Annotated in this window: 2 protein-coding genes; both read left to right on the top strand. The window is 34.1% G+C overall.

Annotated features, from left to right (window positions below; translation table 11 throughout):
• The first annotated feature begins 119 nt into the window (after positions 1-119).
• Positions 120-971, top strand: a complete 852-nt coding sequence (locus BMX83_RS10590; protein WP_091636836.1) for a replication initiation protein — start codon at positions 120-122, stop codon at positions 969-971.
• A 224-nt stretch (positions 972-1,195) separates the two neighbouring features.
• Positions 1,196-1,653, top strand: a 458-nt coding sequence (locus BMX83_RS10595; protein ID WP_177170587.1) for an ABC transporter ATP-binding protein, incomplete at its 3' end; no start/stop codon positions are given.

Raw genomic sequence — 1,653 nt, forward strand, 5'->3', positions numbered from 1 at the left:
ATAAAGACATTTTGCCACTTCATAAAGACATTTTGCCACTAATAAAGACATAATATTCTATTGTCTTTATTAGTAATTATGATATCATGAAGACAAACTAGTTAGGAGGTCTTTATAATATGAATGAGGTTGTTAAATACCATAATGATTTAAACTCTGTTTCCTTTCGATCATGGTCTGCTGAAGAAATGAACTTATTCTTTACTGTTATCGCAAAAATAAGAGACAACGGAATTGAAACTATTATCCTTGAAACAGATGAATTAAAAGAACTGACGCAGTTTGCAGATAAACACCATAAAAGATGGGAAGAAGTTATGGTGAAAGCTGGGAAAAAAGTAATGAATTTACAGTATTACGAAACAACTGGACGTAACTTTTCTATTATGAATCTCTTTCAAGAGTTTACAGTCAATCCTGATGAACAAATGATCGTGGTCTCGGCTACCGCTCGTTTTGAATACATTATTAATAAAATTCAAGCTAATTTTACAACGTATGAACTAGAAGAATTTGTGAATTTGCAGTCTACTTACTCTAAAACTGCGTATCGTCTTTTAAAACAATGGCGGACAGTTGGGAAGAAAGAATTTAAAATCGAGACTTTTAAACGCATGATGGATATGCCAGATTACTATAAACCTAGTGAAATTGATCGTTTAGTATTAAAACCAATCATGAAAGAGCTACCCCAATTCTTTAAAGGACTAAAAGTTAAAAAGGTAAAATCGAATAAAAGAGGAAATCCAGTTTTAGCATATGAATTTACGTGGAGCAAAGAGCAGACAGAGGAATGGGTAGACGGAAAATACGATAAGAAACCTAATCGTTCAGGTAAAACGGTTCGTAAGGAGAACCTTCCTGATTGGGCAAAAAAGGACTATGTTCAACCGAAAGAAGTTATGCTTCCTAAAGAAAAACAGGACGAATTTAACAAACGACTAGCTCGAATACACGCTAATAGAAACTAAATCCGATACCTAATAACCACTCTTTAAAAGCATAATCGTGTATTTCAAGGGGAACGCAAAAAAGAACCTTAATCTAATAAGGTTCTCGATACCTGATTCTATAGAATTTCATGTATGAATCTCTCCTTAATTTAAGATAATATAGTTAGAATAATTTGATAGAATAAAATCTAATGAAAAAAAATAGTTTAAGATATGACTATACAAAATGGAGGAGGAATAAGATGCTAGAAGTTAGTCATCTAAGTAAACAGTTTGGCAGTATAAAGGCAGTGAATGATCTTTCATTTTCTGTTAGAAAAGGAACCACATTTGCATTTCTTGGAACAAACGGTGCCGGAAAATCAACGGTGATTCATATGATCATTGGATTACTGAAGCCTGACAAGGGAGAAATCAATTTTGATACCGACACACTCCCAGAAGAAATAGGAGTTGTCTTTCAAAATCATCGTTTAGACGATGATTTCACAATTGAAGAAAACTTAATGATTCGTGCCCAACTCTATGGAGTTAGTAAAGCGCACGCACAAAAACGTGTGGACGAATTACTCCAAGCGATTGACCTCACTGATAAACGAGACCGAATTTATGGGGAATGTTCTGGAGGAGAAAAAAGAAAGACGGATATTATTCGAGCCCTTTTGAATCAGCCTCATTTCTTAATTTTAGACGAGCCCAC

The organism is Alkalibacterium gilvum, from assembly GCF_900109085.1.
In the GTDB taxonomy this organism is placed as follows: Bacteria; Bacillota; Bacilli; order Lactobacillales; family Carnobacteriaceae_A; genus Alkalibacterium; species Alkalibacterium gilvum.